The organism is Phaeobacter sp. JH20_02, from assembly GCF_048056915.1.
Classification (GTDB): Bacteria; Pseudomonadota; Alphaproteobacteria; order Rhodobacterales; family Rhodobacteraceae; genus Phaeobacter; species Phaeobacter bryozoorum.
This window is the reverse complement of sequence record NZ_JAYMVP010000021.1, coordinates 1-26809: the sequence shown is the minus strand read 5'-3', so window position 1 is coordinate 26809 and position 26809 is coordinate 1. Positions and strand designations below refer to the sequence as shown.

Genomic DNA, 26809 nt, shown 5'->3' with positions numbered 1-26809 from the left:
GTGTGGCCTAGTCGCGGGCCCGCAGGATCCGGGCCGGGCGCACCTGAAGGGGCCGCCAGGCAAAGGCCAGCCCAGCCAGCAGCGTGGTCAGGATGCCGCCGCTGATGATCGCCAGCGCATTGCTCCAGATCACCTGATAATCGCTTTCGAACACATAGGTGTTGATGGCCCAGGCCCCCGTCATTCCGGCCGTCAGCGCGACCAGGCCGGCCCCGGCGCCCAGAAACACCGATCTGAGCGCAAAGCTGATCAGGATCTGCCGTCGCGGCGCGCCCAGCGTCTTGAGCACAGCCGCCTCGTAGCGGCGGGCAGGTTCGCCGGCGGCGGCGGTGCCAATGAGCACCATGAAACCGGTCAGCAGCGTTGCCGCGGCACCATAGGCGGTGGCAGATGCGAGCTGCCGCAACAGGTCCGACACCCGGTCCAGCGCATCGCGGACCCGGATCGCGGTGATGTTCGGCATCGCCTTGGCGAGATCGCGCAGGATCTGGGCTTCGGCCTCCTGTTCGGCATAGACCGTGGCGATATAGCTGTGCGGGGCCCCTGCAAGCGCGCTTTCGTTCAGCACCATGACAAAGCCCATGCCCGCCGTGGAAAAATCGACCTCGCGCAGGCTGGTGATGGTGGCGGTAATGTCGCGGCCCAGCACGTTGAGCGTCAGCGTGTCGCCAAGGTTGAGACCCAGCTCCTCGGCCTCTTCGCGGGCAAAGCTGACCTGCGGCGCGCCGGTGTACTCTTCGGGCCACCACGCGCCCGCGACGATCTGGGTGGTGTCTGGCTGTTTGGCGGCATAGGTGATGCCGCGATCGCCCCGGACGACCCAGTGATCGCCTGCCACCTCGGTTGCGGGCTGGCCGTTGATGGTGGTGAGGATGCCGCGCAGCATCGGTGCGCTCTGCACGCGCTCAACCGCCGGGTCCTGCTCCACGCGGGCGAGGAAATCCGGCATCTGATCGCGCTGGATATCAACGAAGAAATAGGAGGGCGCCACGTCGGGCAGGTTGCCTTCGATGGCGCGGCGCATATTGCCGTCGACCTGACCAATCGCGGCCAGAACGGTCAGCCCCAGCCCCAGGGCCAGCACGGTCGGCACGGCGCCATCGCGGGAGGTGCCAATCGCCGAAAGCGCCCATCGAAGCGCCGGATATCCACGGGTCAGCGGCGCGGCGCGGCGGGCGATCCAGCCCAGCACCAGCGCGGCCAGCAGCAGCACCGCCAGCGCGCCGATCAGCCCCGCAGCGGTCCAGAGCGTCAGCTTAATCGCGCCGCTGAACAGCGCGGCAGAACCAATCAGCGCCGCCACCGAGACAGCCGTGGCGACGATATAGCGGGGGGCAGGCCAGCGGCTGCGGCTGTCCAGCGCGTCACGAAACAGCGCCGCAGCGCGGATCCGCTCGGCGCGGGCCAGCGGCCAGAGCGCAAAGACAAAAGCCGTCAGCAGCCCGTAAAGCGCCGCTTCGCTCAACGCCGGGACCGAGATGCCAAAGACCGCAGGAAACGGCAGCTGCGCCGCAATCAGCGGCCCCAGCAGCACCGGGGCCAGCCCGCCGATCACGAGGCCAATCGCAACACCAAGCAGCGCCAGCGCCCCGATTTGCAGAAAATAGGTCAGAAAGATCGTCCGGCGGTCGGCGCCCAGCGTGCGCAGGGTGGCGATGGTCGCGGTCTTGCCCGCCAGATAGGCGCGCACGGCCGCTGAGACGCCGATGCCGCCCACAGCCAGCCCGGAGAGGCCAACCAGCACCAGAAACCCGGCCAGCCGCTCGACAAAGGTGGCGATGCCCGGTGCGCCGTTACGGGCGTCGGTCCAGCGCATACCGCTGTTGTCCAGCTCGGCTTCGGCACGGGATTTCAGCTGCTCCAGATCGGTGCCTTCGGGCAGGGTCAGCCGGTATTTGCTGGAAAACAGCGTGCCGGGCTGCAACAGGCCGGATCGGGCCAGGTCAGCGCTGCGCACGATGGTGCGTGGCCCCAGCGTGAAGCCCGCGCTGGCGGCATCCGGTTCATTCTCCAGCAGTGCGGTCAGAACAAAGCTTTGGGTGCCAAGGGCAAAGCGGTCACCAACAGAGAGGCCCAGCCGATCCGCAAGCACCCGCTGCATCACGCCACCGGGCAGGTCCCCGGCACCATCCAGCGCCTGTGGCAGCGGCAGATCCGGCGAGAGCCGCACCGTGCCAACCAGTGGATAGGCGCTATCCACCGCCTTCACCTGCGTCAGGGCGCGTTCCTCACCGACAGCTGCCATCGACCGGAAGTCGATCACCTCGGAGCGGCGCAGGGCAGTGGCCTCCATCCAGGCCTGTTCCTCTGGGCTGGCGCGCCGATAGGTAAAGCCCAGTTCGGCATCCCCGCCCAGCAAGACCGCGCCTTCCTCGCTCAGCCCGGTTTCAATCGCCGAGCGCAGCGAGCCGATCCCGGCAATCACCGCCACCCCCAGCGCCAGACAGATCAGGAAAACGCGAAACCCATGCAGCCCGCCGCGCAGCTCCCGCATGGCAAAGCGTGTCGCCAGCGACAAGGCGTTCATTCAGCGGCCTCGCGCGCGGCGGCAAGGTCGAGACGGCCATCGCGCAGCCGGATCACCCGGTCACAGCGCGCCGCCAGTTCCGGCGCATGGGTGACCATGATCAGCGTCGCGCCATAGCGGTCGCGCAGGTCAAACAGCAGGTCCATGATCGCATCGCCGTTGGTGGCGTCCAGATTGCCCGTCGGCTCATCCGCCAGCAGGATCCGCGGGCGGGTCACCAGGGCGCGTGCCAGTGCCACACGCTGTTGTTCACCACCTGACATCTGCGCCGGGAAGTGACCGGCACGATGGCCGAGCCCCACGGCCTCCAGTTCGGCCTGCGCGCGGTCAAAGGCATCCCTGTGCCCGGCCAGCTCCAGCGGGGTGGCGACATTTTCGAGCGCCGTCATGGTGGGGATCAGGTGAAAGCTCTGGAACACGACACCCATATTGTCGCGGCGAAACCGCGCCAGCGCATCCTCATCCATAGCGGTCAGGTCCTGCCCCAGCGCCGAGACGGTGCCGCCGGTTGCCTGTTCCAGACCGCCCATCACCATCAGCAGCGAGGATTTGCCCGACCCGGAGGGACCAATCAGGCCCAGCGTCTCGCCGCTTTCGACCGCGAGCGAGATGTCATGCAGGATTTCGACAGGTCCGGTATTGCCAACCAGCGACAAAGACGCATGCTGGAGGTTCAGGATAGGGTCGGACTGGGGGATCGTGCTGGACTGCATGTGACGTCGCGCCTGTTTTGGGATCACTCTCGATATGGAGCCTTTCTACCAATGCGCAAGATAATGGCCGGATTGATTTTTATATTAACTGCCGCAGTTGCGCAGGCCGATCCGGTTCGGGTGGCGGCTTTGGGGGACAGTCTGGTGCAGGGCTACGGGCTGCCGCAGGGGCAGGGCTGGGTGCCGCAGCTACAGCGCTGGCTGGGGGAACAGGGGGCTGAGGTGCGCCTGATCAATGCCGGTGTCTCCGGCGATACCACGGCGGGTGGCGCGGCGCGGATCGACTGGACGCTGGCCGACGGGCCGGATGCGCTGATCGTCGCATTGGGCGGCAATGACCTGCTGCGCGGGATCGCCCCGGCTGAGAGCCGCGCCAATCTCGCCCGTATTCTGGAGGTCGCCAAGGCCAATGCGGTGCCGGTGCTGTTGGTTGGTATCGCGGCGCCGGGCAACTATGGCGCCGACTTCAAGGCAGAATTCGACGCAATCTTCCCCGAGCTGGCGCGCGACTATGGCGCGCTGCTGCATGACGACAGCCTTGCCGGGATCCGCGCGGCAACCGGCAATGATCCGCAGGCGGCGGGGCCGTATCTACAGGAGGACGGCATTCACCCCAACGCAAAAGGCGTGGCGCTGAATGTGGCGGCCATCGGCCCGAAGGTGCTGGATCTGGTGGCCAGGGTGGACCGCTGACGCGGGGCCGCCACGGGATGACCGCAGAGGTGCTGCGGCAGATGACTGGGCGCCACAACAAAAGACGGCCCCGAAAGGGGGCCGACAGCTGATCTTCTTCGGGTAGGCGGGTTAGGCCAGCTCGATATTCACCGCAGACTCGCGGCCGTCACGGCCCGGTTGCAGCTCATAGGTCACTTTCTGGTTGTCCGCGAGGCCGGTCAGCCCCGACCGCTCAACGGCGGAAATATGTACGAACACATCGCTGCCACCCGCATCGGGTGCAATGAAACCGTAACCTTTGGTGGTGTTGAACCATTTGACGGTGCCTGTGGCCATCGTCTTCTTCTCCCAGTCTTACTCTAAATCCCTGTCCGCGACATGCGACAGCCCGGCAATGTCATTGCGTATTCATGACCGAGCCTCCTAGGACAGCGATGAGTTCTGCGTAACCTTGCGGGAACGATCTTGTCGCCAATGTCCTCTCGGTGCAAGTGTTATAGCGGGGGGTGCCTGTCAGTTTGGCGCTGCCAGAGGCGCTGTGAATGGCCATCGGCGGGGCTTGGCACCCGGACAGGCAAGCTGGCGCCGATGCGCCGCCAGATCACGCGCTGCCACCTTGGTCTGGTCCTGATCAGAGCACCGTCACCACGGTTCCCAAGGGCACCCGTTCGTAGAGGTCGACGATATGCTCGTTCGTCATGCGGATGCAGCCGTTGGAGACGGAATGGCCAATCGTTTGCGGTTGATTGGTGCCGTGAATGCGGAAATAGGTGTCGATGCCGTTCTGAAACAGGTAGAGCGCGCGCGCGCCCAGCGGGTTATCAGTGCCACCGGGCTGGATGTATTTATTATCGACAAAGCGGGCATAGCTGCGCGGATCGCGTTCGATCATCTCGTCCGTCGGGCGCCAGGTTGGCCATTCTTTCTTGGCCTGGATGACGGCGGTGCCGGTGAATTCAAGACCGGCTCGCCCGACGCCAACGCCATAGCGGCGCGCCCGGCGCGGCTCTGTCACATAATAAAGGTAATAGGATCGCGGCAGCACCAGAATTTGCCCGGGGGCGAATTGCTTCTTGATGCGGACCTCCTGCGGAGTGGGGTCAAAGGCCGTTTCGGCTGACCCGATCTGAGGCCAGAGAGAGGCGGCGGCGGAGCTGGCCAGAAAGGCGCGGCGTGACAACATGCGTGGCTCTTTCGGTTTTGGAACAGATGCCATCAGTCTGCGGTGCGCAAACAATCCGGTCAATAGCGGCGCCCGCACGGCCACCGTTGCGGGCAGACGGCGCGACGTTGGTGCAACAGCGTGATGCCCTAATGGGCCATAGGACATTGGCAAATCAGGCTTCGTGATATCACGAAGCTGTGATATCCTGTGATCGGATCGCGTTTCTGATCCACCGTCATTTCCGGCGGGTTTCTCGTTTGAGGGCGTCATGTCGGCACGGCTGCGGGGGCAGGTTTGCCGGAGGTCTCAGGCCCTGACAGGGGCTATTTCTCGGCTTCTGCGTTGCAGGTCTGCGATCTCGTCCGAAACCGGCCGGTGGCTGTTTACAGCCCGTCTGGCGGTTTGTCGGGGGTATACTGGAGTAACCATTGTGACTGTTTCATTTGGGGGGCGCGCGGCAGTGACCGCGCTGATTATGGCTGTCGGCCTCGCGGCTGCGGACCGGGTTGAGGCTCAGGAAGATGCGGGGTTTCTCGCCACCTCACTGCGTTATTCAGAACGGATGCTGGACCGTCAGGAGGATGTGACCAACAAGGTCGCCATTGCCCTGCGCGCGCGGCAATCGGGGCAGCTCGGGGTCAATCGGATCACCTTTGGCGGGCGCTTCTTAGGCACGGTGATCTATGAGAACACCAATACGCCCGGCAAATTTCCGATCCTGTCGCGGCTGCCGCCGACCCACACCAGCGGCACCACCGATACCTATGGTGTGATCAATGATATCTCGCTGATCGCGACCGCCACCACCCCGCTGCTGACAGCGGTTGTGCAGGGCGAATATACCGAGGTCGAATATCCCGGCCAGAACGACATCCAGCTGCGCAAGGCCTGGCTGGCGGTTGGTGATCTGGACCGCTCGCCCTTTTATCTGGCGGTTGGGCGCAAGACGGTGAATTTCGGCAATTTTGCCAGCTATGCGCCCTTCACCCATACCCATAACAGCCATTACTTCTGGGCCCAGACCAAGGATCCGCTGATCGAGATCGGTTATATCACCGAGCGTACCGAACTGGCGCTGTCGATCATTCGCAACCACCGGGGCAACCGGGTGATCAGCAGCCCGAAGAACGATGATCACTACACCAATTACGCGCTGAACGCCTCCCATCGCATTCCGCTGGCCAATGGTATGGGGCTGAAACTGGGGGCCGGTTTTCTGCGCGGCACGATCTACGACAGCACCATTGCCCATCATCCCCCCGGAAGCGGCATCGACCGGGGCTGGAACGGCGCTTGGGATATTCACGCCACCCTCAGCGCAGAGCGCTTCGACGTCATGGCCGAGTTCACCCAGACCACCGACCGCTGGCCTGCCACCGATCACAAGGTCAGCGCGCTGACGCTGCAGGGGCGCTACCGGGGGGAGGTGCTGGGACGTCCGGCGGTCTATTCACTCTCCGCCAGCCACGGGCGGCAAGGCGCCTCCGGCACCGAATGGGAGTCGATGTCGCAGATCATCCTCGGGATGGAGGTTGCGCTGGCCCCGAATGTCACGCTGGGGGCGGAATACCTGTTCAACGATGGCTTTGTGCCGCTGATCCTGCCCCGGCGCACAGGCGATGCCAGCGTGCGCTCGCATAGCGTCATTCTGGGCGCCAAGCTCACCTTCTAGCGGGTGGGCACCAGCGCGGGCAGGGCTTGTCCTGCCGCCTCTGGCCAGTATATCTGGCCTGAATACAGGCGCCACGCCGCCCCGGCGGTCAGTGATGCGAAGGAGAGATTGCCCCATGGGTGCCAAGACCCTGACCTGCCTCAGCTGTGCCCAGCTGAACCGCGTGCCCGAGGACCGTCTGGCCGCCGGCCCCAAATGCGGCACCTGCGGGGCTGCGCTGATCCCCTCGACGCCGGTCGATGTCGACCCGGCGACCCTGCAAAAGGCCGCCGCGCAGGATGACCTGCCGCTGGTGGTGGATTTCTGGGCGCCCTGGTGTGGTCCTTGCAAGATGATGGCCCCGGATTATGCCAAGGCGGCAAAAACGCTGCAGGGGCAGGTGCGGCTGGTCAAGCTGAACACCCAGACCCATCAGTCCACCGGCGCACGCTATCGGATCAAAGGGATCCCGACACTTGTCCGCTTTGTGCGCGGCAAGGAACAGAAACGGCAGGCAGGCGCCCTGCGCGCAGGCCAGATCGTGAGCTGGGCGAAGGGATGAGTCGGAGGCTCGGCTGATATCGAAACGCGGATAAGGGGGCTTTGGCCCTGCGGTTGGCTCAGGTCCTGCGGTCGGCTCAGGCCATGCGGTGGGTTTCATCCCCGTCCGGCGGCATCATCGGGCGCAGACCCGGCGGCAGATGCAGCATTGCAAGCATGGTCACAATGGCGGCGGTTGTGCCAACGGTGGGGTAGAGCAGCAAACTATACCAAAGTGGCAGCGCATAGAGGGTATAGGCGGCGACCGCAGAGAAAATCCCTGCAAAAGTACCGACAATGATCCCGATCCATGCCATGTTTATACCTCTTAGGTTGAGTCGCATTTAATCTACAATTTTTCAGGCAGAGTGCAACTCTCTGTGTTCGAGCAAGATAGCTCAAATTGTCTTTAAATTTGGTTAACATCGGGGGTGGCGCAGGTGATGGGATCTGCTGAATTATGTGTAATGCTGTGATTTCAATTGGAAATATCAGATGGATGCGCGATCTTCGCTGCGCGTGTGGAGGGTGTCAAATTGATGTATCCTGCGAATTTTGCTCTGGGCGTCTGCGCGGGAAGCCGCCGCTTTTCAGGACCAGCGCCACGGTGAGGCCGACGCCAAGCAGGCTGCTGATGCCACTATAGAGCAGAAGAAGCCCCCAGATTGGCAGGTTGTACGCCACATAGTATATCACCGTGACCATCATGGTCACACCGGTACTCGTCAACATCGCCAACCAAGCCATAACACCCTCACTCAACTGAGGGGAAATTGCCCTGAAACAGGCGATGCAATCAATATGTCTTACGGTCAGATGGCGAGTATATTGGTATGTGTTGCAGCTTATTCTGGAATTGTGACCGCGACGGGCTGTTCTGGTGCGCATATCGCACGGATTTGACCCGTGGAGTGGTCGGCTGCGGCGGAAATCAGGCCCGCGCGGGTTTCGCCGACAGCCCCTGATGTGCTCCGTGCGCCCGCTTGTCCCCGGCCTTGTCCGCCAGCGCATTGCGGGCGGCCTTCTGCGTCCACAGCAGCAGGATCGCCAGCATCGCCGAGGGCACTCCGAACAGCGGATAGAGCAGCAGGCTCATGCCGAAGGACAGGCCGATCAGCGTATAGCCCAATACGGCCGCATTCAGCCCGCCAATGACGCCTACCAAGATCCCGATTCCTGCCATGCTCTCACCCTTCTGTGGTTCGCCGACGGGCACAGGCCTCGGCAAATCTCAGAATAGGGTTAATTTTGTTCAAATTATGCCGGGGTCATGGCGGCTGTGGGAACGGGTTGGTTCCGACAAATGGAAGACGACGACCTGGAAAGCCGGTTAAGAGGCGACGCCTGCCTCTATTAAGAGGACGACGCCGAATAAGCCTTTTCGGGAAGGAGTGATTTGAAGACTTCAGGGGGTGAGCTGGTATCGCATCACCCCCTGAAGCTCACTTATCGCACGAACTTCTTGTGCTTCAGACGCTTGGGCTCCAGCGCATCGGGGCCCAGGCGGCGTTTCTTGTCTTCTTCGTAGTCCTCGAAGTTGCCCTCGAACCACTCCACATGGGCGTCGCCCTCAAAGGCCAGAATATGCGTACAGATCCGGTCGAGGAAGAAACGGTCGTGCGAGATGACCACGGCGCAGCCGGCGAAATCGACCAGTGCGTCTTCCAGCGCGCGCAGGGTTTCGACGTCCAGATCGTTGGTCGGTTCGTCAAGCAGCAGCACGTTGCCGCCCTCTTTCAGAAGCCGCGCCATATGGACCCGGTTGCGCTCGCCGCCCGACAGCAGCGACAGTTTCTTCTGCTGGTCGCCGCCCTTGAAGTTGAACGACGAGCAATAGGCGCGGGAGTTCACCTGCGCGTCGCCCAGCTCGATGATCTCGGCGCCGCCGGAGATGGCTTCCCAGACGGTGTCATTGTCGTTCAGATCGTCGCGCGACTGGTCGACATAGGACAGTTTCACGGTATCGCCATAGCTGACGCTGCCCTCATCGGGCTGTTCCTGGCCGGTCAGCATCCGGAACAGGGTCGATTTACCCGCACCGTTGGGGCCGATCACGCCGACGATGCCGCCGGGGGGCAGGTCAAAGGACAGGTTCTCCACCAGCTGCTTGTCGCCGTAATGTTTGGAGATGCCCGAGACCTCGATCACCTTGGACCCCAGACGCGGGCCGTTGGGGATGACGATCTGGGCGCGGGTCAGTTTCTCGCGCTCGGACTGGCTGGCCAGATCGTTATAGGCGTTGATCCGGGCCTTGGATTTGGCCTGACGCGCCTTGGCGCCCTGACGCATCCATTCCAATTCGCGCTCCAGCGTCTTCTGCTTGGATTTGTCTTCGCGCGCTTCCTGCTCCAGACGTTTGGCCTTCTGTTCCAGCCAGCTGGAATAATTGCCCTCGTAGGGGATGCCGCGGCCCCGGTCCAGCTCGAGGATCCAGCCGGTGATGTCATCCAGGAAATAACGGTCGTGGGTGACGCAGAGGATGGTGCCCTTGTAGTCGATCAGATGCTGTTGCAGCCAGGCGATGGTTTCCGCATCAAGGTGGTTGGTCGGTTCGTCGAGGAGCAGCATGTCGGGTGCTTCAAGCAGCAGCTTGCAGAGGGCAACGCGACGGCGCTCACCACCGGAGAGATTGGCGATTTCGGCATCATCCGGCGGGCAGCGCAGCGCCTCCATCGAGACGTCGATCTGGCTGTCCAGATCCCAGAGGTTCTCGGCGTCGATCTTGTCCTGCAGCTCGGCCATTTCCTCGGCGGTCTCGTCCGAGTAGTTCATCGCCAGCTCATTGTAGCGATCAAGAATGGCCTTTTTCCCGGCGACGCCCAGCATGACGTTTTCACGCACGGTCAGGCTTTCGTCCAGCTTCGGCTCCTGCGGCAGATAGCCAACCTTGGCGCCCTCGGCGGCCCAGGCCTCACCGGTGAAATCGGTATCGAGACCCGCCATGATCTTCATCAGCGTCGATTTACCGGCGCCGTTGACGCCGACAACACCGATTTTCACACCGGGGAGAAAGGACAGGTGGATGTTTTCAAAGCATTTCTTGCCACCGGGGTAGGTCTTGGAGACCCCCTGCATGTGGTAGACGTATTGATAGGCAGCCATGAGACAGCTCCGTGTAAGGGGGGAATTTGCTGGCTGGTGTGATAGCGGATGGGAAAGGCGGGGGCAATGCGGGATGCAGGGGCGGGGGCGCGGGGCGTGCACGCCTGCCGCCGTGATCGCAAAGACTGGCGGGGCGGCTTTCACAGTTTCGCAACCAGAGCCTGCAACAGCTGATTGATCTCTCTTGCAACTATGTGCATCAAGGCAGGCATGATGCACCGCTTGCCCCATATTCCGCCCGGTACCACTGTTGGCCTTCTGGGCGGGTCCTTTGATCCGCCGCATCAGGGGCATCGTGCCATCTCGCTGGCAGCGCTCAAACGCTTTGGGCTGGATCAGCTGGTCTGGCTGGTGTCGCCCGGCAATCCGCTTAAGGCGCATCCGCCAGCGCCGCTTGACCGCCGGATTGCCGCCGCGCGGGCGCTGATGGACCATCCGCGTGTGCAGATCAGCGGGATCGAGGCCGATGTCGGCACCTGCTACACGGCCGAGACGCTGCGCCTGCTGCGGCAGCGCCATCCCGGCGTGCGCTTTGTCTGGTTGATGGGGGCGGATAATCTGGCCGATTTCCACCGCTGGAAAGACTGGCGGCAGATTCTGGACACCGTACCCGTCGGAGTGCTGGCGCGACCGGGTGAGCGGATCTCGGCGCGGCTGTCGCCTGCCGCGCGGCTTTATGCACCGTATCGGCTGAAAGGTGGGCAGAGCCGTCTGCTGGCCCATGCCGAGGCCCCGGCCTGGTGTTTTGTGAATGTGCCGATGGTCAATATCAGCTCAAGCGCGATCCGGGCGCGTGGCGATTGGTCAGCGACGCAGCCGCGCTGAGACCAGACCGGCGCTGATGACCACACACAGACCGGCCCAGGTCAGCACATCAGGCCATTGATCAAAGACCAGCCAGCCGAGCGAGACGGCGGCGATCAGCTGGAAATAGACCAGCGGTGCCAGCCGTGACGCGGGTGCCTGCGCATAGGCAAAGAGCAGCAGCAGATTGCCCAGCATCGAAAACCCCGCACTGCCAAAGGTCAGCGCCGCAGTCGCCAGTCCGGGCGCGGGCAGGGCGGTCAGCCCCAGCGGCAGCGTCAGCAGCGCGCTGATCGACAACTGGGTCAGGCTCAGCTGCAGCGGCGTGCCAAGATGCGACAGCCAGCGCGAGGTGGTGAGAAATCCACCGTAGAATACCCCCGCCAGAACCGCCCAGATCAGATTGACCGAGCCTCCCAGCCCGGGCCGCACCACCAGCAGCACGCCGCAGAACCCCAGCGCGATCAGCAGGCTGCGCGCCAGCGTCGCAGGTTCGCGCAGCAGCAGGACGGAGAGCACATAGCTGACCATCGGCCCGACAAAAAAGGCGGCAAACACATTTGCCAGCGGTTCGGTTTTTAATGCGATCTGGATCGACAGGATACCGCCGCTCAGCAGCGCCGCGCGCAGCCACAGCCGCCAGTCGGCCAGCAGCGGATAGGCACTGCGCAAGGCAAACGGCGCCACCATCGCTGTGCCGATTGCAAATCGAGACCAGGCCACGAATCCCGGTGTCGCCAGACCGCCCGATGTGAGCAGTTTCCCGCAAAGGTCCCCGGCAGGGATCATTGACATGGCGACAAACATGATCATCACTGCCCGTACCATCGCGTCAGCGGTAGCAGGCGGCTCGGCCAAAGAAAAGCCGCCAGTTTGCGGTCGGGGGGCTGTCGGGCTGCGGCATAATAACCTGCCGCATGTTTGCAGAATTGTAGGGGTTTTGAGTAGACTATTGCTGATATGATTTCGCGACGATTTTTTCTGACCTCCGGCCTTGCCTCCGTGGCGGCGCAGACAGCCCTGGCCAATGCGCCGGCTGTTTCTCTGCGCCCGGTGGCACGGGATCCTGCCAGCCTGATCAGCGCCGGCGGCGGGCTGAAGGGACTCCTGGCGCGCGCAGGCCTCTCTGGGCAGATTGCCTGCGCCGTGGCGGACGTCAAAAGCGGACTGCGGCTTGAAGCCGAGGGCGCCGCGTCAGCCCTGCCGCCGGCCAGCGTCGCCAAGGCGCTGACCGCTCTTTATGCGCTCGATGCGCTGGGGCCGGACCATCGCTTTACCACGCAGATTGTGGCCACCGGCGGGATCAGCGGCGGCGTGGTCGGCGGCGATCTGGTGCTGGTGGGCGGCGGCGACCCGATGCTCAACACCGACAATCTCGCGCGGCTCGCGCAGGCGCTGAAGGCGGCCGGCGTCCGCGAGGTGCGCGGTGCCTTTCGGATCTGGGAGGGGGCGCTGCCGCAGATCGCCTCGATCGACCCGGGTCAGCCCGATCACGTCGGCTACAGCCCGGCCATTTCTGGCCTCGCGCTCAATTACAACCGGGTGCATTTCGAATGGAAACGCGCAGGACAGGGCTGGGCGGTGACCATGGATGCCCGCACCGAGAAATATCGCCCCGAAGTCTCCGTTGCCACGATGAAGATCGCGCAGCGCAGCCTGCCGGTATACAGCTATTCCGAACGCAACGACACCGATCACTGGACCGTCGCCAGCCAGGCTCTGGGCAAAGGCGGCGCGCGCTGGCTGCCGGTGCGCCATCCGGGCGCCTATGCCGCCGATGTGTTCCGCACCATGGCGCGCGCCAACGGGATTAAGCTGGGCGCGCCGAAACCGGCCAACGCGCCGCCCTCGGGGCAGGTGGTGGCCCATCACAACAGCCCGCCGCTTGATCTGATGCTGAAGGCGACGCTGAAATATTCCAACAACCTGATGGCCGAGATGATCGGCCTGGCGGCAACGCAGGCGCGTGGTGGCCGACCGCGCACGCTGAAGGATTCGGCGGCGGCGATGAACAGCTGGGCTGCGGCAACCTATGGCATGACCAATACCCGGCTGGTGGATCATTCCGGTCTGGGCGAGGCATCGCGGATCACACCGGATGACATGGTCAGCGCGCTGGTGGCCTCCTATCGGGACGGGCGGCTGAAACCGCTGCTCAAATCCTTCCCGATGCGCGACAGCAAGGGGCGCGTGCTGAAAGCGCATCCGATCAAGGTCACCGCCAAGACCGGCACGCTCAATTTCGTATCGGGTCTGGGCGGCTTCATGACCGCGACCGACGGCACCGTGCTGGCCTTTGCCATATTCAGCGCCGACCAGCAGGCCCGCGCACGCATACCCCGCGCCGAACGCGAGCGCCCCAAAGGCGCGCAAAGCTGGAATCGCCGCGCCAAAAAGCTGCAACAGAGCCTGATCGAACGCTGGGGCCGCGTCTACGGCAGCTGAGCCGTGGAGATGCAAATGCGCGCGGGCGTATCAGGCGTGGCCCGTTACTGGTTTGCGGCTCTGCCACGGCTCCGGCCGATCAGCTTTAACCGCCGGTCAAATCCTGTGCGAGCATCAGCGCGTTGCCGTCGGGGTCGTAGAAGGTCGCGGTTTTGACCATGCCTTCGACCACATCCGTTTCGCCATCAAATTTGACGTTGGCCTGTTCCAGTTTCTGCCGGGCCGACTCCAGATCAGCGCATCCAAAGACAGGGACGCAGTTTCCCGGCGCGGGCTTGGTGTGCTCGCCAAGGCCGATTGCGACGCCGGGCGTGTTGGTTTGAACCTCGGACCAGCCTGCCTCGTCAGCATGATAGAGCAGCTCAAAGCCCAACATGGTTTCGTACCATTTGGCGCTGGCGTGGCGATCCTTGACCGACATTGCGATGGTGATGGTTTGATCTACTGAAACGAGTGACATGGGCTTTCCTTATGAGCTAAAATATACTAACTATACTTTATGGACATAATGACGCTTGTCAACATCACATCCAGGGCCTGGGCAATGCCCATTCTGTCGAGCCTCAGTTCCGGTATCGCCGGGCGGCAGGCGCCGTTGCTGGCTGCGACCGGTGCCAGCCGGACCGCCTTTGCCCAAAGTATGGATCATTTGATTGACCTTGGCCTGATTGAGCGCAATCCGGGCTACGGTCATCCGCTACGCCCCGAATTTCGGCTCACTCAATCAGGCGCGGCAGCCGCAGCCATCGCCTGCAAGATCCACGATGTCGCGTGCGAGGACGACCGGCCCCTGCTGCGCCGGTCATGGACCTTGCCGGTTCTGACAACGCTTCACAGACCAAGTCATTTCAGCGACATCAAGCGAAACCTGCCGACAATAACGGATCGGGCCCTGTCGCAGTCATTGAAATCAATGGAAGCAAAAAGCTGGGTGTGCCGCAGCGTGGATGGTGCGGCCCGCCCGCCCCGGTCTATCTATCACGCGGTGAACACCGGTGGTCTGATAAGCCAGGTCATGGCCCCAGAATTCACCGGCATCTAGCCAACAGGCAATTTAGTGACAGGTGGCTGAGGTCGGGCAAGCCCCCCGCCTCGCGGCCCCTTGAGCGCGTGAGTGTTCGCGGCCGTTCTCTGGCCCCGGCAGCGGATCTTCTGTGGGGTTCGCGCCCGGTGCTGCCGTGGTGCCTGCCTCAGACCATATGGCGGGCGCGGGCGCCGCGCTCAATGGCGGCGGCGTGCAGCCGGTCGATGTTCAGCTCATAGCGGATTTCTTCCAGCAGCCGCAGCTCCGACTCGGCAAGGCTGCCATCGGCCGCGGCCACATCGCAGGCCAGTGCATAGGCGGTCTCAAACAGCCGCTCGGGCAGATCCTCGCGGATCAGGCCGAACAGCGCATCCAGCCCGTCCTCCTGCTCAAAAAGGTCAAACACCGTCTGCGAGGTGCGGTTCATCCGGTCGATGTCGTAATCGGCAAAGACCGGCAGCATGTTGACGGCGGATTGGATTTTCACCAGCTCGGCGGTGCGGATATTCTCATCCGAGGCCGAGACCGCCACCATCAGCGCAACGAGGCAATCCTGCGGGGTAAAGGGGTGGGCGGTCTGGGTGTTCATTGTGGGATTCCAGTAAATTGGCACGGGTTCGTGAACAAGAATAGGCATCCCCCCCGGCCCAATCAACGGGTCAATGCGTCACCGGGTGAAATCCGCTGCCGCCTCCCGCTCTTCACCGGTGCGGCGAGGGGCGCGCAGCAGGCAGGGCGGGGCGAGGGGCCAGCAGAATGCAGGCCTCTGCGGGATCGCCCGCCGGGACCGCGCAAATCGCGCGACATTGGGGCCGTTTGGGCGCTGTTGGGGCGCTATTCTGGTGCTGAAACACTGCGGTTTCTTGACACGTATCGCCGCTCACCATAGGTGAGGCCGACCGGGTGCATGGGGCGCCCGGCAGTGGTGAGCCGCCCGCAGTCACCGGCGCCCGAGACAGCGCCGCAGACGGGGGGCTAGCAGTCCGACCGGAGCCACCTCCGGTTGCCGATGGAGAACATGATGTCTGATCTGCGCGAAGAAGCTCTGAAGAGCAAAGCCTGGCCGTTTGAAGAAGCCCGCCGGGTTCTCAAACGTTATGCCAAGGGCGCGCCGGAAAAGGGCTATGTCCTGTTCGAAACCGGCTATGGCCCCTCTGGCCTGCCGCATATCGGCACCTTTGGCGAGGTGGCCCGCACCACGATGATCAAGAAAGCCTTCGAGGTGATCTCGGATATTCCGACGAAGCTGATCTGCTTTTCGGATGATCTCGACGGGATGCGCAAGATCCCCGGCAACGTGCCAAATGCCGACAGCCTGCAGGACCACCTGCAAAAGCCGCTGACTTCGGTGCCGGATCCCTTTGGCGAATACGAGAGCTTTGGCCATCATAACAACGCCATGCTGCGCCGGTTCCTTGATACCTTCGGCTTTGAGTACGAGTTCTATTCGGCCACCGAATTCTACGGCTCCGGTCAGTTCGACGAGATCCTGAAGCGCGCCGTCGACAAATACGACGACATCATGGCGATCATGCTGAAGTCCCTGCGCGAAGAGCGCCGTCAGACCTATTCGATCTTCCTGCCGATCCACCCGGACACCGGCCGCGTGCTCTATGTGCCGATGAAGAAGGTCTGCGCCGAAACCTATACCATCACCTTCGACGACGAGGACGGCAAGGAATGGACCCTGCCGGTGACCGGCGGCAACGTGAAACTTCAGTGGAAGCCCGACTTCGGCGCCCGCTGGGCGGCACTTGGCGTTGATTTCGAGATGTACGGCAAGGATCACTCCACCAATACGCCGATCTATGATGGAATCTGCCGGGTGCTGGGCGTGCCCGCGCCGGAGCATTTCACCTATGAGCTGTTCCTCGATGCCAACGGTCAGAAGATCTCCAAGACCTCGGGCAACGGGATTTCCATTGATGAATGGCTGACCTATGCCTCGACCGAGAGCCTGGCCTATTTCATGTATCTGAAGCCCAAGACGGCGAAGCGGATGCACTTCGATGTGATCCCCAAGGCGGTGGACGAATACCACCAGCAGCTGCGCGCCTATCACACCCAGGATTTGAAGGGACAGCTGAACAACCCGGTCTGGCACATCCACGCAGGCGATGTGCCGCAGTCGGATATGGTGGTGCCATTCTCGATGCTGTTGAACCTTGCTTCGGCCTCCAGCGCCGAGGACAAGGCAACCATGTGGGGCTTCATCAACAAATACGCCCCCGACGCGACGCCAGAGAGCAATCCAACCATGGATCAGGCGGCGGGCTTTGCGGTGGCCTATTTCAACGATTTCGTGAAACCGGCAAAGACCTATCGCCTGCCCACCGATCAGGAGCGTGCGGCGCTTCAGGATCTGGCGGATGCGCTGAAATCGCCCGAAGCCGCGCTGGCCGCGATTGCCAAGAAGAACGAGATCGCAGGCAGCACCGACCCGCTGCCCGAGGCCGATTTCGCGGATGAGGAATTCCTGCAATCCGTTGTCTTTGCCATCGGCAAGATCCACGGGTTCGAGCCGCTGCGCGCTTGGTTCTCGGCCATCTACGAGGTGCTGCTGGGCGCCACGCAGGGGCCGCGTTTCGGCGGGTTCATCGCCCTTTACGGGGTCGAGGACACCATCACGCTGATTGATCAGGCGCTGGCGGGTGAGCTGGTCTGACTCCGCAGCCATATGTCAACAGAAGGGCGCCTGTAGCGGGCGCCCTTTTTGTTTCGCGCAGGGCGCAGCGGTGCGGCAAAACAGGCAGCGGTGATTGACCGCGCCCGCGCCGGGGCTAGCTGACAGGGGCATCAGAGGAGATCTGCCATGCGCAAGTTTTTGTTGATGAGTGTTTCTGTCGCCCTGTTGTCGCTGCCGGTTCCGGGTGCCGCCGAGGGGCGCGATAGCGCGATAACCGGCGTGATCGCAGATCAGATCGCCGCCTTTCTCAGGCGTGATTCCGAGGCCGCCTTTGCCCATGCGTCGCCGATGATTCAGGGGCTGTTCGGCAATTCCGAGCGATTTGCACAGATGGTGCAGTCGGGCTACCCGATGGTCTGGCAACCGGATGAGGTGCGCTATCTGGGGCTGCGCACCGTGGCCGGTGGCCTGTGGCAGCGGGTGATGATCACCGATCCAGAGGGGCGGGTACATCTTCTGGATTATCAGATGGTTGAGACCCCGACCGGCTGGAAGATCAACGCCGTTCAGCTGCTGACGGAGGATGCGCCCGCGACCTGATTCTCCCCCCCGGTGCATACCCTGCGAACGCCCCTCTGAGGGCGCGTTAAACCCCGTCCTTTACAACCCTTTCCCTGAGTGAACCGGGCTGCGGCCTGATCAGCCGGAAACGGCGGTATTAGAAAGGGTGACTGATGAACATAGCGATCACTGACGGCGTAGAGCTGATGCCCCCGGCCTTTGCCGAGGGGCTCAACAACTGGTCCAGCGGCAATGGCACACCGGGGTCGGACACCTATCAGGGCGCGGCCAATGCGGCCTTTGTCGCGGCGGATGCCGATTTTGGCGGCTGTCTTGAACTGCAAAAGACCGCTTCGGTGCAGAAACTGCGCAATATGACCCGCACCATGCTGACGCCGGGCTGCTATTTGCAGGTCACCGCGCGGGTAAAGGCGGTCAGCGGTGCCCTGCCAACCGTTCGCATCGCGGCCTGGGCCGGGCAGTCGGGCGGCGGTCATCTGGGCGGCGTGGTCGAGACCGGGGCGGGCACCAGCCTGTCGACCTACGGAAAAGTGGTTGAGGTATCGGCCATTATCGGCACCGGCAGCCGCAATGGCGTCGATATGGCCTGGGGGCTTGAGGGGCGCTTTGCCCATGTGGGGCTGGATCTGATCGGGCCAAATGGCGGCGTGGTGCGGGTCGATGATATCGAGGTACGCGATGTCACCGGAGTCTTCCTGCGCAATATGATCAGCCTGGTGGATGTGACCGACTATGGCGCAATCGGTGATGGCAGTACCGACAATACTGCCGCCTTTGAGGCGGCTGATGCCGCGGCCGCCGGCCGTCGTGTGCTGGTCCCTGCGGGGGAATTCTACCTCGGCAGCACCGTGTCGATGAACCATGAGGTCCAGTTTGAAGGCACCGTAAGCATGCCCACCAGCCGGATGCTGCTGCTGACCCGCAATTTCGATTTCCCCAGCTATGCCGCGGCTTTCGGGGATGAGGAACTGGGCTTCAAGAAGGCGTTTCAGGCGCTGTTGAACAATGCCGATCATGAATCGCTGGATCTGTGCGGGCGCAAGGTCACCCTGCGCGGACCCGTCGATATGCAGGCGGCGGTCCCCAACAAGACCAGCTACGCGACCCGCCGGGTGATCCGCAACGGCCAGCTGGAGGCTGCCGCCAATGCCGCCTGGGACACCGATACCATCACCGCTCAGGCAACCTATAGCACCAGCGCATCCCGCAAGCTGACAAATGTCGCCAATATCGCCAATATTCCCGTTGGCGCGCTTGTCGAAGGCAGCGGCGTCGGGCGCGAAATCTACGTCCGGGACAAGAACGTGGGCGCGGGCGAACTGACCCTGACCGCGCCGCTTTATGATGCGGTGGGCACCCAGCAATACACCTTTCGCGACTTCAAATACATGTTGGATTTCAGCGGCTTCAGCGCGCTCAGTAAATTCGGCATGACCGAGGTCGAGATTCAGTGCGACGGGCGCTGTAGCGGCATTCGTCTGGCCCCGGCCGGCACCGTGTTTAGCCTGGACCACTGCTTTATTTCGCGGCCACGAAACCGCGGCATCACCTCCATCGGATCCGGCTGTCAGGGTATCCTGATCGACAATTGCCAGTTCCTGTCCGATGAAGAGCCGCTGAATGTCGGCGCCCGGCAATCCATCGCGCTGAACGTCAACGCCAATGATGCCAAGCTGCGCAACAATCGCGCCACCAAGTTCCGCCATTTCGCATTGCTGGGTGGCCAGAACCAGACGGTGACCGGCAATCACTTCTTTCAGGGCGATACCGTTGCCGATGGCAGCCGCACCGCCGGTCTGATCCTGACCAGCACCAATTGCGCCTCGACCGTGTCGGACAATTACATCGACAATTGTTTTGTCGAATGGACCAATGAACGCGATGCCCGCCCCGATTTCACCAGCGGCTTCTCCTTCAGCGCCCTGTCGATCACCGACAATGTGTTCCTGTCCGGCGATGTCGCCCCCTGGTTCAGCTACATCGTGGTAAAGCCTTATGGCAGCGGCCATTTTCTGAACGGGATGACCGTGTCGGGGAATAAATTCCGCTCCATCAACGGCACCATCGACCGGGCAGAGCGGGTCGATACCAGCTTCTCCGACCTCGATTTCAGCCGCACCAGGGATATCTTCTACGAGGGCAACACCTATCACAACGTCTCAACCGCGGTGGCCAACCCGCTCAGGATTGAACATGTGCAGGGCAGCGCGGCCACGACCTGGACCGTCGACACCCAGGATGCTCTGCCATTTCGCGGTCAGGCACGGGGCATCGACAGCGTCGTCGCCATTGGCCCGGTAGAGCTCGGCGGCGGCGCCGATCGCCATGCCATGCCCTATGCCAAGCTGCGCGTCGGCAGCCGTCGCGATCAGGTCCAGCTGGTCTGGCCGGAGGCGGTGCGCGGCACGGTGCAGGTAACGGTGCGTGTGGACAGGTGATCCGCAGCGCTGGGGGTCAGAACCGGTGCCAGATCGCCAGTTTGATCCCCAGCGCGCGTGTTTCGACGCGCTTGTGCTGGAGACCGATCACCAGCTCCGGCGCGCTCTTTCCGAACCGCTTTGCCAGTGGCAGCCGCAGGCTGGGGGTGATGGAAAAGGACAGCGGCGCGCCCGCTGTCCTGCTGGTTTCCACCTGCAGCAGCGGCGCCAGCTTGCCGGGGCGGTTCAGCCCCAGCGTGGCATCCAGTTTCCAGGTCTGCTGCCGCCCCTTGCTGCGCCATTCATGACCCAGATCCAGAGCGATCCAACCCGACAGCGGCCTGCCTTTCAGGGCGAAGTCGAACCCGCGCCCATAGGACAGGGTGATCCGCTGCATCGGCGCCCAGACCCCGCTGCTCTGATTGGCCCCCAGCGCCAGCTCCACCGCGGTATTTGCCTGTCCCAGACGGGGCAGGGGGTGGCGCAGAAACAGCAGCGCATGGGCGGAGCTGCCGCGGCTGACATTCAGATCGGCGCCGAGCGTCCAGCGCGGATGCAGGCCAAATTCCCCGTAAAATCCGATCTCTGCCGGCAGGCGCTGCCCCTCGCTCAGCCCTTCCAGCGCGGCAAGGTCGCGGCGCTGCGTCAGGCTGGTCGCGCTGAACCCCTGACCCTCCTGCTGTAACCACGCCCCGGCGGAAACCGAGGCCAGCGGCATCAGGCAGAGGGCAAGGACAGCCAGTAAGCGTAGGAACCCGTGCAGCATAAAAACACTTTAAAGTTGATTTTATTTTTGACCACTCTTTTTCTGCGTCTGTTGGACAAGGATCGGCGATCCTGCAGGGGCGGGCAAAAACCTCTGCCGGATTTCCTCAAACCGGCGTAGGCTGGAGATGGACAACGGAGGAAGCCATGCCGACGATAGCGACCAATACCGAAACCCAAACCGTGATCACCACCTTTGAGATGACGCCGGGCACCTGTCAGGATCTGCTGGATGCCCTGACCGAAGCCTATGCGGAGTTCATTTCGCATCAGCCGGGCTTTATCTCTGCCGGGCTGCATGTGAATGACGCCCAGACGCGGATCGCCAATTATTCGCAGTGGCGGCGGCGGGAGGATTTTATGGCCATGCTGCGCAGCACCGAGATGCGCAACCGCAATCGCAAGATCAACGAGCTTTGTCGCAGTTTTGAACCGGTGATGTATGAGGTTGCCGCAACCTTTTGATCTCTGGTGCGTTTCCCTGTTGTACGCGGCTGATCTCGATCAAGGCAGGCCGGTGGGCGCGGCCTCATGATAGGGGTGCCGCAGACAGAGGAGACCGCAAATGTATCATAATATTCTTGTCCCGATTTCGTTTGATCCCGACCGCGATGTGAGCGCCCCGCTAAAGCTGGCGGGGCTGCTGGCCACGCCAGAGGCCCGGATCACCCTTCTGCATGTGGTCGAACAGGTGCCGGCCTATGCGATTTCCTATATGCCGATCGATTATCTGGAGGGCACCCGCAAGGCGCTTCAGGCTGAGCTGGACGGCCTGGCCCAGACATTGCCCAACGCGACTGGGCTGCTGATTGATGGCCATTCCGGTCGTTCGATTCTGGACTGGGCCGAACAGAACGCACCCGACCTGATCATCATCGCCTCGCACCGGCCGGGGATGCAGGACCTGCTGCTGGGATCGACCGCCACGCAGGTGGTGCGCCACGCGGCCTGTGCGGTGCATGTCGTGCGCTGAGACTTGCGGTTTTTTGACGCGAGGCCAGCAATTCGTCGCCGACAGGCTTGTGCCGCGCGGCAGCCGACCCCACTTGGATTGCAATCAGGTTTAGCGAGGAGAAAACGATGCAATGTCCAATTGACGGCGCCCAGCTGGTAATGACCGACCGGGCCGGTGTGGAAATCGACTATTGTCCGCAATGCCGGGGTGTCTGGCTTGATCGCGGTGAATTGGATAAAATCATCGAACGGTCTAGCCAGCCAGCTCCGCAGCCGCAGCCCCGGCAGCAGGACAGTTATCGCCCTGAAAAACGCGGTTCAGACCGGCATTATTCGGAAAAACGCTACAAGAAAAAACGGGGTGGCTTTCTTGAGGACCTGTTTGATTTCTGATCTGAAAATGCAGAAAACCGCCTTTTGCAAATAAGGGCGGTTTGTTCATAGCTGTCTGGTGAGATGCGCGGGCAGCCTGCCGCACCACTTAGTGCAGATAAAATTATGCCCCGGCGCCATGATCTGGCTGCCGGGGCATTGTCTAACGCCCTGTTAGATATGTGCTTTGCTGCCGCGTGGGCCTGCGATCAGCCATGCGATCAGGCCGATCACCGGCAGGACCAGGATGACAAGGGTCCAGATCACCTTGGCTGCGGTCGATGCGCCGGATGTCAGGACCTGGTAGATCGCGTAGAGGTCAGCGATAAGAATAAGCAGACCAAGAAGACTGTAACCCATTTTCTCTCTCCATCAATTTTGTTCTGTCTGCTCAACCTTTCAGACACCAGAAAGGTTCCGCTAAAATTTTTGGGAACCTTTTTGTGAGGCGGATTGTTTGCTTCTCGAACCATCACTGAGATGTATCGCAATCTGAAAGGAACCACGCTATGAAAACCGCTACCGGAATTATTATGGGTATTGTTGCTGTAATCGCCATTGCGGTCGGCATCTACATGGTCGACGTCGACCAGACCGAAGAGGCAAGCCTGCCTGACGTGGATGTCAGCGTCGAAGGTGGCAACCTGCCGAAATTTGATGCCGAAGTCGGTTCCGTCTCCATCACCGAGGAAACCGCCACCGTAAAGGTTCCCGACGTTGATGTGACCATGGAAGAAGCCGAAATCTCGGTGCCCGGTCTGAAAGTGACCCCGCCGGAAGACGCTGCTGACGAAGTTGCCGCCGAATCCAACTAATGCCAGTCCGCCTGTGACCCGGCATTCACTGCCCCCCGCATTTGCGGGGGGTATTTTCGTTTTGGACCCCTATCCGGTCCCCGGTGCTGCGGACCGGGCCGAGGCCGCGCCGCAACGGTGGGCACCTATGAAAATTTCTTCTGCGATTTGCCGCGATAGGCCCGTGTCCCGGCCTTGCCCGCAGTGGACCGGCCCCGTGATTTGACCGCCGCCTCCGATGCGGCTTCGACGGCGGACTGCCGCGCCAGCGGATCGTCGGAAATCGCCAGATCCACCGCTTCCAGCCGTTTGACCTCGTCGCGCAGCCGGGCTGCCTCCTCGAACTCCAGGTTCTCCGCCGCCTTGCGCATCTGTTCGCGCAGCCCGGCCAGATGGGCCTCCAGATTGGCGCCGTGCATCGGTTTGTCGAGGGTTGCGGTCACGCGGTTCATATCCACATCGCCCGCATAAAGACCGGCCAGCACATCCTCGACGTTCTTTTTCACCGTCGCAGGCGTGATGCCATGTTCAAGGTTATAGGCGATCTGCTTGTCACGGCGGCGGTTGGTCTCACCAAGCGCGCGCTCCATCGAGCCGGTAATCCGATCGGCATACATGATGACGCGGCCCTCGGCGTTCCGCGCGGCGCGGCCAATGGTCTGGATCAGCGAGGTCTCCGAGCGCAGGAAACCCTCCTTGTCGGCATCGAGAATCGCGACCAATCCGCATTCGGGGATATCCAGACCTTCGCGCAACAGGTTGATGCCAATGAGCACGTCAAAAGCGCCAAGCCGCAGATCGCGCAGGATCTCGATCCGCTCCAGCGTGTCGATGTCGGAGTGCATGTAGCGCACCTTGATGCCCTGTTCGTGCAGGTATTCGGTCAGGTCCTCGGCCATGCGTTTGGTCAGCGTGGTCACAAGGGTGCGGAACCCATCGGCGGTGACACGGCGCACCTCGTCCAGCAGATCATCCACCTGCATCGAGACCGGTCGGATCTCCACCTGCGGATCCAGAAGGCCGGTGGGGCGGATCACCTGCTCGGCAAAGACGCCGCCGGACTGTTCGATTTCCCAGGCCGAGGGCGTGGCGGAAACAAACACCGACTGCGGACGCATCGCGTCCCATTCCTCGAATTTGAGGGGACGGTTGTCCATGCACGATGGCAGGCGGAAACCATGTTCCGCGAGGGTGAATTTGCGCCTATGGTCGCCTTTGTACATGCCGCCGATCTGCGGCACGGAGACATGGGATTCATCCGCAAAAACAATGGCATTGTCGGGAATGAATTCAAACAGGGTCGGCGGCGGCTCGCCCGGTGCGCGGCCCGTCAGATAGCGCGAATAATTCTCGATCCCGTTGCAATGGCCGGTGGCCTCCAGCATTTCAATGTCAAAATTGGTGCGCTGTTCCAGCCGCTGCGCCTCCAGCAGCTTGCCCTCACCAACCAGCTGGTCGAGCCGCATTTTCAGCTCTTCCTTGATCGAGATCACCGCCTGTTTCAGCGTTGGCTTCGGCGTCACGTAATGCGAATTCGCATAGACCCGGATCTGGTCGAAGCTGCCGGTCTTTTCCCCGGTGAGCGGGTCGAATTCGGTGATGCCTTCCAGCTCCTCGCCAAAGAAGGACAGCCGCCAGGCGCGATCCTCAAGGTGGGCCGGGAAAATCTCCAGCGAATCGCCGCGCACCCGGAAGGAGCCGCGCTGAAACGCCTGATCGTTGCGCTTGTACTGCTGGGCAACCAGATCGGCCATCACCTGCCGCTGGTCATATTCGTCGCCGACCTTCAGGTCCTGCGTCATCGCCGAATAGGTCTCGACCGAACCGATGCCGTAGATGCAGGAGACCGACGCGATGATGATCACATCGTCCCGTTCCAGCAGTGCACGGGTCGCTGAGTGGCGCATCCGGTCGATCTGTTCGTTGATCTGGCTTTCCTTCTCGATATAGGTGTCTGAGCGCGCGACATAGGCCTCCGGCTGGTAATAGTCGTAGAAGGAGACGAAGTATTCGACCGAGTTTTCGGGAAAGAAGCCTTTGAATTCGCCGTATAATTGCGCCGCCAGCGTCTTGTTTGGGGCAAGAATAATGGCCGGGCGCTGGGTCTCCTCGATCACCTTCGCCATGGTAAAGGTCTTGCCGGTGCCGGTGGCGCCCAGCAGCACCTGATTGCGCTCGCCCTCCAGCACACCTTCGGAGAGTTCCTTGATGGCGGTGGGCTGGTCGCCCGCCGGATCGAACTCGGTGTGCATGACAAATTTCCGCCCGCCTTCCAGCTTGGGACGCTGCTGCGGCGCGCGGTCGGCCATCATCGGCATGGATTTGTCGGAATGGGCGTATGGCATATGGCTCTCTCCTGCTAGGGGCAGAGATTGGTCTGTTTTTGTTCTTATTCAAGGGGCTTTTTCCACCCCGCGCCCGACGATGGCTTCGCAGCGGCGCAAAATGCCGGTCGCTGAGGGTGGAAATCCCGGTTTTTCCTGCCAAACCCGTGCAATCTGCGGCATTTGCCACCTTGCCCGTGATCAGGGTTCAGCGCATATAGGGGGCAGAGATCTGAGAGGAGATATCCCATGCGAGCGCGGATTTATCGGCCAGCCAAGAATGCCATGACCTCCGGTATGGCCAAGACCCGCAAATGGGTCCTGGATTTCGTGCCCTCCAGCGCGCGGGAAGTGGATCCGCTGATGGGCTGGACCTCCTCACATGACACCCAAAGCCAGGTCCGCCTGCGGTTCGACACCAAGGAAGCGGCGCTGGAATACGCCGAGGCCAATGGCATCGACGCCATCGTGACCGAACCAAAGACCCGCAAGGCCAACATCCGGGCGGGCGGCTACGGCGAAAACTTCGCCACCAACCGCCGCGCCCCCTGGACGCACTAGGGTGGTGTAAATCGGGGCAAAGTTGTCTCGAAATCGGGGCAAGGATGTTGCGAAGTCGAGCTCCAATCAGCATGTAGGGTGCTCACAGGGGGCCCTGTCTACTTCTGGGGTAGCTGTGGCGGCAGTTGTAAATCGGGATCAAGTTGCGGCCGGATGGTCCACAAGACCCGGCAGACGCAATTTTCTGAGGATACAAGTCGACCCAGTGGGTGCCTTTTTGGGTTCGAAACCTGATCAATTCACAGTCGTGAACGTCAAGCAAAGCTTAGGATTTACACCAAAGCTTCGGCAGATCATCTGGTAAAGCGGCTCAGTAACACCCATGCCTTGTCAGCATCGGCGCCCTCTCTTGCGACAGACTGCTCCTGATCGGCAGTAAGCACGATTGGTCTGCAGTTTGCCTCATTGCTCAGCGCCTCTAGGAGGCGGAGCCGTACCCAAGGGCTGCTTTACACATTCGTGCTTGGCGCAGCTTCGGCCTGTTGCAGGCGCAAAAATCCCTTCAGACCCCATAGTTGCCATGCAGAGAGACGTGGCAGCCTTGGCTGATGCTGAGGTCGGCACCAAGGGGACCGCGAAGCGCAGATAGTGACCTTTGCAAAGTCTCGGGGGCTGGCAGTCGGGCGGCGATCCCATGCTGCACGAGCAATGAAAGGAGCAGACCTTCGCCGCACGTGCAGCTACCAATCATCATCGAACGGACGGGATGCGGGACATTCCTGCCATTCGCTGCATCGGCTCGATCTGTGCCGCGCTTGCGAGACGCTC

The 26809-nt window shown here is 62.1% G+C and carries 28 protein-coding genes; 14 read left to right on the top strand and 14 right to left on the bottom strand.

Annotation, left to right across the window (positions count from 1 at the left end; translation table 11 throughout):
- Positions 1 to 7: 7 nt before the first annotated feature.
- Positions 8 to 2527, bottom strand: coding sequence for an ABC transporter permease (locus VWY34_RS05750; protein ID WP_416544603.1), 2520 nt, complete (start codon positions 2525 to 2527; stop codon positions 8 to 10).
- A complete protein-coding gene (locus VWY34_RS05745; protein ID WP_340547300.1) occupies positions 2524 to 3240 on the bottom strand; it encodes an ABC transporter ATP-binding protein in 717 nt (238 codons plus the stop codon). Before VWY34_RS05745 ends, VWY34_RS05750 begins: the two co-directional genes overlap by 4 nt.
- 51 nt (positions 3241 to 3291) lie before the next feature.
- On the opposite strand from VWY34_RS05745, the gene VWY34_RS05740 reads away from it, so the two are divergent.
- Positions 3292 to 3933 carry an arylesterase gene (locus VWY34_RS05740; RefSeq protein ID WP_416537447.1) on the top strand — a complete coding sequence of 214 codons (642 nt, stop codon included), beginning with the start codon at positions 3292 to 3294 and terminating at the stop codon, positions 3931 to 3933.
- 111 nt (positions 3934 to 4044) lie between these two features.
- Here the strand turns inward: VWY34_RS05740 and VWY34_RS05735 are convergent, their stop codons facing one another.
- Positions 4045 to 4251, bottom strand: a complete 207-nt coding sequence (locus VWY34_RS05735) for a cold-shock protein (protein WP_014875536.1) — start codon at positions 4249 to 4251, stop codon at positions 4045 to 4047.
- Between the two features lie 295 nt (positions 4252 to 4546).
- Complete coding sequence (locus VWY34_RS05730; protein ID WP_340547298.1) at positions 4547 to 5098, bottom strand: L,D-transpeptidase; 552 nt, start codon at positions 5096 to 5098, stop codon at positions 4547 to 4549.
- 442 nt (positions 5099 to 5540) lie between these two features.
- Here VWY34_RS05730 and VWY34_RS05725 point away from each other — a divergent pair, with 442 nt between their 5' ends.
- Positions 5541 to 6752, top strand: a complete 1212-nt coding sequence (locus VWY34_RS05725) for a hypothetical protein (protein ID WP_416539943.1) — start codon at positions 5541 to 5543, stop codon at positions 6750 to 6752.
- 115 nt (positions 6753 to 6867) lie between these two features.
- Positions 6868 to 7293, top strand: a complete 426-nt coding sequence (trxC, locus tag VWY34_RS05720) for a thioredoxin TrxC (RefSeq protein ID WP_340547296.1) — start codon at positions 6868 to 6870, stop codon at positions 7291 to 7293.
- A 76-nt stretch (positions 7294 to 7369) separates the two neighbouring features.
- On the opposite strand, the gene VWY34_RS05715 is transcribed toward trxC, so the two are convergent.
- The 4 genes from VWY34_RS05715 to ettA form a co-directional block, all read right to left on the bottom strand.
- Positions 7370 to 7588 carry a hypothetical protein gene (locus VWY34_RS05715; RefSeq protein ID WP_340547295.1) on the bottom strand — a complete coding sequence of 73 codons (219 nt, stop codon included), beginning with the start codon at positions 7586 to 7588 and terminating at the stop codon, positions 7370 to 7372.
- Between the two features lie 214 nt (positions 7589 to 7802).
- Entirely contained in the window at positions 7803 to 8003 is a 201-nt protein-coding gene (locus tag VWY34_RS05710) for a hypothetical protein (protein ID WP_416537445.1), read from the bottom strand.
- A 199-nt stretch (positions 8004 to 8202) separates the two neighbouring features.
- On the bottom strand, positions 8203 to 8454 hold the full coding sequence (locus VWY34_RS05705; protein ID WP_416544602.1) for a hypothetical protein: 252 nt from the start codon (positions 8452 to 8454) through the stop codon (positions 8203 to 8205).
- A 263-nt stretch (positions 8455 to 8717) separates the two neighbouring features.
- Entirely contained in the window at positions 8718 to 10373 is a 1656-nt protein-coding gene (gene ettA, locus VWY34_RS05700) for an energy-dependent translational throttle protein EttA (protein WP_340547292.1), read from the bottom strand.
- Positions 10374 to 10565: 192 nt separating this feature from the next.
- Here ettA and VWY34_RS05695 point away from each other — a divergent pair, with 192 nt between their 5' ends.
- Positions 10566 to 11198, top strand: a complete 633-nt coding sequence (locus tag VWY34_RS05695; protein WP_416539465.1) for a nicotinate-nucleotide adenylyltransferase — start codon at positions 10566 to 10568, stop codon at positions 11196 to 11198.
- Here VWY34_RS05695 and VWY34_RS05690 read toward each other — a convergent pair.
- Positions 11178 to 12005, bottom strand: a complete 828-nt coding sequence (locus VWY34_RS05690) for a DMT family transporter (protein ID WP_416544601.1) — start codon at positions 12003 to 12005, stop codon at positions 11178 to 11180. The genes VWY34_RS05695 and VWY34_RS05690 overlap by 21 nt on opposite strands.
- A 132-nt stretch (positions 12006 to 12137) precedes the next feature.
- Here VWY34_RS05690 and dacB point away from each other — a divergent pair, with 132 nt between their 5' ends.
- The gene (dacB, locus tag VWY34_RS05685; RefSeq protein ID WP_416536706.1) at positions 12138 to 13622 is read left to right on the top strand and encodes a D-alanyl-D-alanine carboxypeptidase/D-alanyl-D-alanine-endopeptidase; all 1485 of its coding nucleotides are present in this window, start codon (positions 12138 to 12140) and stop codon (positions 13620 to 13622) included.
- 85 nt (positions 13623 to 13707) lie between these two features.
- Here the strand turns inward: dacB and VWY34_RS05680 are convergent, their stop codons facing one another.
- Positions 13708 to 14082 (bottom strand): VOC family protein, encoded by a 375-nt coding sequence (locus VWY34_RS05680; RefSeq protein ID WP_416536707.1) that lies wholly within the window; start codon positions 14080 to 14082, stop codon positions 13708 to 13710.
- 39 nt (positions 14083 to 14121) lie between these two features.
- On the opposite strand from VWY34_RS05680, the gene VWY34_RS05675 reads away from it, so the two are divergent.
- Positions 14122 to 14664 (top strand): winged helix-turn-helix transcriptional regulator, encoded by a 543-nt coding sequence (locus tag VWY34_RS05675; RefSeq protein WP_416537441.1) that lies wholly within the window; start codon positions 14122 to 14124, stop codon positions 14662 to 14664.
- Positions 14665 to 14812: 148 nt separating this feature from the next.
- Here the strand turns inward: VWY34_RS05675 and VWY34_RS05670 are convergent, their stop codons facing one another.
- The gene (locus VWY34_RS05670; RefSeq protein ID WP_416536709.1) at positions 14813 to 15235 is read right to left on the bottom strand and encodes a tellurite resistance TerB family protein; all 423 of its coding nucleotides are present in this window, start codon (positions 15233 to 15235) and stop codon (positions 14813 to 14815) included.
- A 432-nt stretch (positions 15236 to 15667) separates the two neighbouring features.
- On the opposite strand from VWY34_RS05670, the gene VWY34_RS05665 reads away from it, so the two are divergent.
- From VWY34_RS05665 to VWY34_RS05655, 3 genes are all read left to right on the top strand, one after another.
- A complete protein-coding gene (locus VWY34_RS05665; protein ID WP_416536710.1) occupies positions 15668 to 17311 on the top strand; it encodes a lysine--tRNA ligase in 1644 nt (547 codons plus the stop codon).
- A 147-nt stretch (positions 17312 to 17458) separates the two neighbouring features.
- Complete coding sequence (locus VWY34_RS05660) at positions 17459 to 17872, top strand: DUF4864 domain-containing protein (protein WP_416537440.1); 414 nt, start codon at positions 17459 to 17461, stop codon at positions 17870 to 17872.
- 134 nt (positions 17873 to 18006) lie between these two features.
- Positions 18007 to 20292: a glycosyl hydrolase family 28-related protein gene (locus VWY34_RS05655; protein ID WP_416548912.1), complete on the top strand. Its 2286-nt coding sequence runs from the start codon at positions 18007 to 18009 to the stop codon at positions 20290 to 20292.
- Positions 20293 to 20308: 16 nt separating this feature from the next.
- Here VWY34_RS05655 and VWY34_RS05650 read toward each other — a convergent pair whose 3' ends face one another.
- Positions 20309 to 21037: a hypothetical protein gene (locus VWY34_RS05650; protein ID WP_416548910.1), complete on the bottom strand. Its 729-nt coding sequence runs from the start codon at positions 21035 to 21037 to the stop codon at positions 20309 to 20311.
- A gap of 146 nt (positions 21038 to 21183) precedes the next feature.
- Here VWY34_RS05650 and VWY34_RS05645 point away from each other — a divergent pair, with 146 nt between their 5' ends.
- The 3 genes from VWY34_RS05645 (at position 21184) to VWY34_RS05635 (ending at position 22383) form a co-directional block, all read left to right on the top strand.
- Positions 21184 to 21501 (top strand): antibiotic biosynthesis monooxygenase family protein, encoded by a 318-nt coding sequence (locus VWY34_RS05645; RefSeq protein ID WP_061049879.1) that lies wholly within the window; start codon positions 21184 to 21186, stop codon positions 21499 to 21501.
- 100 nt (positions 21502 to 21601) lie between these two features.
- Positions 21602 to 22009, top strand: a complete 408-nt coding sequence (locus tag VWY34_RS05640; RefSeq protein ID WP_416537438.1) for a universal stress protein — start codon at positions 21602 to 21604, stop codon at positions 22007 to 22009.
- Positions 22010 to 22116: 107 nt separating this feature from the next.
- The gene (locus VWY34_RS05635) at positions 22117 to 22383 is read left to right on the top strand and encodes a zf-TFIIB domain-containing protein (RefSeq protein ID WP_416544599.1); all 267 of its coding nucleotides are present in this window, start codon (positions 22117 to 22119) and stop codon (positions 22381 to 22383) included.
- Positions 22384 to 22536: 153 nt separating this feature from the next.
- Here VWY34_RS05635 and VWY34_RS05630 read toward each other — a convergent pair whose 3' ends face one another.
- Positions 22537 to 22722, bottom strand: coding sequence for a PLD nuclease N-terminal domain-containing protein (locus tag VWY34_RS05630; RefSeq protein ID WP_340547282.1), 186 nt, complete (start codon positions 22720 to 22722; stop codon positions 22537 to 22539).
- A gap of 149 nt (positions 22723 to 22871) precedes the next feature.
- On the opposite strand from VWY34_RS05630, the gene VWY34_RS05625 reads away from it, so the two are divergent.
- Positions 22872 to 23177 (top strand): hypothetical protein, encoded by a 306-nt coding sequence (locus VWY34_RS05625; RefSeq protein ID WP_340547281.1) that lies wholly within the window; start codon positions 22872 to 22874, stop codon positions 23175 to 23177.
- 125 nt (positions 23178 to 23302) lie between these two features.
- On the opposite strand, the gene uvrB is transcribed toward VWY34_RS05625, so the two are convergent.
- Positions 23303 to 25501 (bottom strand): excinuclease ABC subunit UvrB, encoded by a 2199-nt coding sequence (gene uvrB, locus VWY34_RS05620; protein ID WP_340547280.1) that lies wholly within the window; start codon positions 25499 to 25501, stop codon positions 23303 to 23305.
- Between the two features lie 228 nt (positions 25502 to 25729).
- Between uvrB and VWY34_RS05615 the strand changes: the two genes are divergently transcribed.
- The gene (locus tag VWY34_RS05615; RefSeq protein ID WP_416536713.1) at positions 25730 to 26041 is read left to right on the top strand and encodes an ETC complex I subunit; all 312 of its coding nucleotides are present in this window, start codon (positions 25730 to 25732) and stop codon (positions 26039 to 26041) included.
- The last annotated feature ends 768 nt before the right edge of the window (positions 26042 to 26809 follow it).

Bases quoted from the DNA above. Each gene is read 5' to 3' on its own strand.
- VWY34_RS05750 (WP_416544603.1), bottom strand. From the start codon at position 2,527: ATGAACGCCTTGTCGCTGGCGACACGCTTTGCCATGCGGGAGCTGCGC.
- VWY34_RS05745 (WP_340547300.1), bottom strand. From the start codon at position 3,240: ATGCAGTCCAGCACGATCCCCCAGTCCGACCCTATCCTGAACCTCCAG.
- VWY34_RS05740 (WP_416537447.1), top strand. From the start codon at position 3,292: ATGCGCAAGATAATGGCCGGATTGATTTTTATATTAACTGCCGCAGTT.
- VWY34_RS05735 (WP_014875536.1), bottom strand. From the start codon at position 4,251: ATGGCCACAGGCACCGTCAAATGGTTCAACACCACCAAAGGTTACGGT.
- VWY34_RS05730 (WP_340547298.1), bottom strand. From the start codon at position 5,098: ATGTTGTCACGCCGCGCCTTTCTGGCCAGCTCCGCCGCCGCCTCTCTC.
- trxC (WP_340547296.1), top strand. From the start codon at position 6,868: ATGGGTGCCAAGACCCTGACCTGCCTCAGCTGTGCCCAGCTGAACCGC.
- VWY34_RS05715 (WP_340547295.1), bottom strand. From the start codon at position 7,588: ATGGCATGGATCGGGATCATTGTCGGTACTTTTGCAGGGATTTTCTCT.
- VWY34_RS05710 (WP_416537445.1), bottom strand. From the start codon at position 8,003: ATGTTGACGAGTACCGGTGTGACCATGATGGTCACGGTGATATACTAT.
- VWY34_RS05705 (WP_416544602.1), bottom strand. From the start codon at position 8,454: ATGGCAGGAATCGGGATCTTGGTAGGCGTCATTGGCGGGCTGAATGCG.
- ettA (WP_340547292.1), bottom strand. From the start codon at position 10,373: ATGGCTGCCTATCAATACGTCTACCACATGCAGGGGGTCTCCAAGACC.
- VWY34_RS05695 (WP_416539465.1), top strand. From the start codon at position 10,566: ATGTGCATCAAGGCAGGCATGATGCACCGCTTGCCCCATATTCCGCCC.
- VWY34_RS05690 (WP_416544601.1), bottom strand. From the start codon at position 12,005: ATGGTACGGGCAGTGATGATCATGTTTGTCGCCATGTCAATGATCCCT.
- dacB (WP_416536706.1), top strand. From the start codon at position 12,138: ATGATTTCGCGACGATTTTTTCTGACCTCCGGCCTTGCCTCCGTGGCG.
- VWY34_RS05680 (WP_416536707.1), bottom strand. From the start codon at position 14,082: ATGTCACTCGTTTCAGTAGATCAAACCATCACCATCGCAATGTCGGTC.
- VWY34_RS05675 (WP_416537441.1), top strand. From the start codon at position 14,122: ATGGACATAATGACGCTTGTCAACATCACATCCAGGGCCTGGGCAATG.
- VWY34_RS05670 (WP_416536709.1), bottom strand. From the start codon at position 15,235: ATGAACACCCAGACCGCCCACCCCTTTACCCCGCAGGATTGCCTCGTT.
- VWY34_RS05665 (WP_416536710.1), top strand. From the start codon at position 15,668: ATGTCTGATCTGCGCGAAGAAGCTCTGAAGAGCAAAGCCTGGCCGTTT.
- VWY34_RS05660 (WP_416537440.1), top strand. From the start codon at position 17,459: ATGCGCAAGTTTTTGTTGATGAGTGTTTCTGTCGCCCTGTTGTCGCTG.
- VWY34_RS05655 (WP_416548912.1), top strand. From the start codon at position 18,007: ATGAACATAGCGATCACTGACGGCGTAGAGCTGATGCCCCCGGCCTTT.
- VWY34_RS05650 (WP_416548910.1), bottom strand. From the start codon at position 21,037: ATGCTGCACGGGTTCCTACGCTTACTGGCTGTCCTTGCCCTCTGCCTG.
- VWY34_RS05645 (WP_061049879.1), top strand. From the start codon at position 21,184: ATGCCGACGATAGCGACCAATACCGAAACCCAAACCGTGATCACCACC.
- VWY34_RS05640 (WP_416537438.1), top strand. From the start codon at position 21,602: ATGTATCATAATATTCTTGTCCCGATTTCGTTTGATCCCGACCGCGAT.
- VWY34_RS05635 (WP_416544599.1), top strand. From the start codon at position 22,117: ATGCAATGTCCAATTGACGGCGCCCAGCTGGTAATGACCGACCGGGCC.
- VWY34_RS05630 (WP_340547282.1), bottom strand. From the start codon at position 22,722: ATGGGTTACAGTCTTCTTGGTCTGCTTATTCTTATCGCTGACCTCTAC.
- VWY34_RS05625 (WP_340547281.1), top strand. From the start codon at position 22,872: ATGAAAACCGCTACCGGAATTATTATGGGTATTGTTGCTGTAATCGCC.
- uvrB (WP_340547280.1), bottom strand. From the start codon at position 25,501: ATGCCATACGCCCATTCCGACAAATCCATGCCGATGATGGCCGACCGC.
- VWY34_RS05615 (WP_416536713.1), top strand. From the start codon at position 25,730: ATGCGAGCGCGGATTTATCGGCCAGCCAAGAATGCCATGACCTCCGGT.